Below are 1,004 nucleotides of genomic sequence, written 5' to 3'. Positions count from 1 at the left end.
TTCCTACGCGCTACAAACGAAGTCGAGTGTACCGTAACGAGAGGTGTTCCGGACAACACTACGCCCACGATAAAACAAGAGAGTCTCCAAATTCAGAATAAACAAAAACAACTTCGTAGTTTGTTCAGTTTCCTTATTTCAAACAATGCTTCCTCTTGTTGAAAATGGATGAATCTCAAAGAGAGGCTTATTCCTTAGCTATAAATGGGCACAATATAATTATAACCGGTCAAGCAGGGTCCGGGAAAACCTTTGTGATAAAGATAATTGTCGAATATCTAAGAAAAAGCGGTCATAAAGTTGCCATTACCACATCCACAGGGATAGCTTCTCTCCAATATCAAGACTTGAATGCATTAACTTTACACAAATGGTCTGGCATTGGAGATGGTAGGTATGCCAATGGTGAACTCTTGCACCTGATAAATACAGATGAACGTTTCATAGCATGTAAACAACGGATTTTAGAGACAAAGGTTCTTGTTATTGATGAGATTTCAATGATTAGCAGTAGGGTCCTCACACAAGTGGAATTCCTCTGTAGAAAATTAAGAGACAATAATTTCACATTCGGCGGACTCGGCCTACAAGTCATCCTGTGTGGTGATTTCTATCAGCTGCCCCCAGTTCCGAATGAATTATGCGGTGATTTCGGCCACTTTTGCTTTGAAGCTAAATGGTTTGACAATTTCTAAGTTGTAGACCCTGGGACAGCCCATTGCCACCCATCACTTCAATAATATTAATTTAAACTGATAATCAGCAAAATCCATCAAGCAGAGGTCCCACTAAGTGACTAACTAACTAAGTAGTCTACATCATACATGCATGCACCACTGAAAACAATCTTACAGTTTCCTATTGCAGCTACTAATATCAATCAGTACTAGATAGTTACCAAGATATTAAATCTGTTTCTGCGTAGTGTGACTTCCGACGCCCTGCCATTGCAGATCTCTTTTTCGCATCACATAGGCGGGAGTTATGTATTTTTCAATTTCATA

The 1,004-nt window shown here is 39.5% G+C and carries 1 protein-coding gene; it reads left to right on the top strand.

Annotation, left to right across the window (positions count from 1 at the left end; genetic code table 11):
* The first annotated feature begins 164 nt into the window (after positions 1-164).
* Positions 165-695 (top strand): AAA family ATPase, encoded by a 531-nt coding sequence (locus BOW51_RS11040; protein WP_245828679.1) that lies wholly within the window; start codon positions 165-167, stop codon positions 693-695.
* The last annotated feature ends 309 nt before the right edge of the window (positions 696-1,004 follow it).

Origin of the sequence: Solemya elarraichensis gill symbiont, from assembly GCF_002021095.1 — a bacterium.
Taxonomy (GTDB): domain Bacteria; phylum Pseudomonadota; class Gammaproteobacteria; order Chromatiales; family Chromatiaceae.
The sequence above is the reverse complement of the archived record's forward strand: the minus strand, read 5'-3'. Positions and strand labels throughout refer to the sequence as shown.

Excerpts from the sequence above, each read along its gene's own strand:
- BOW51_RS11040 (WP_245828679.1), top strand. The coding sequence starts at position 165 with ATGGATGAATCTCAAAGAGAGGCTTATTCCTTAGCTATAAATGGGCAC.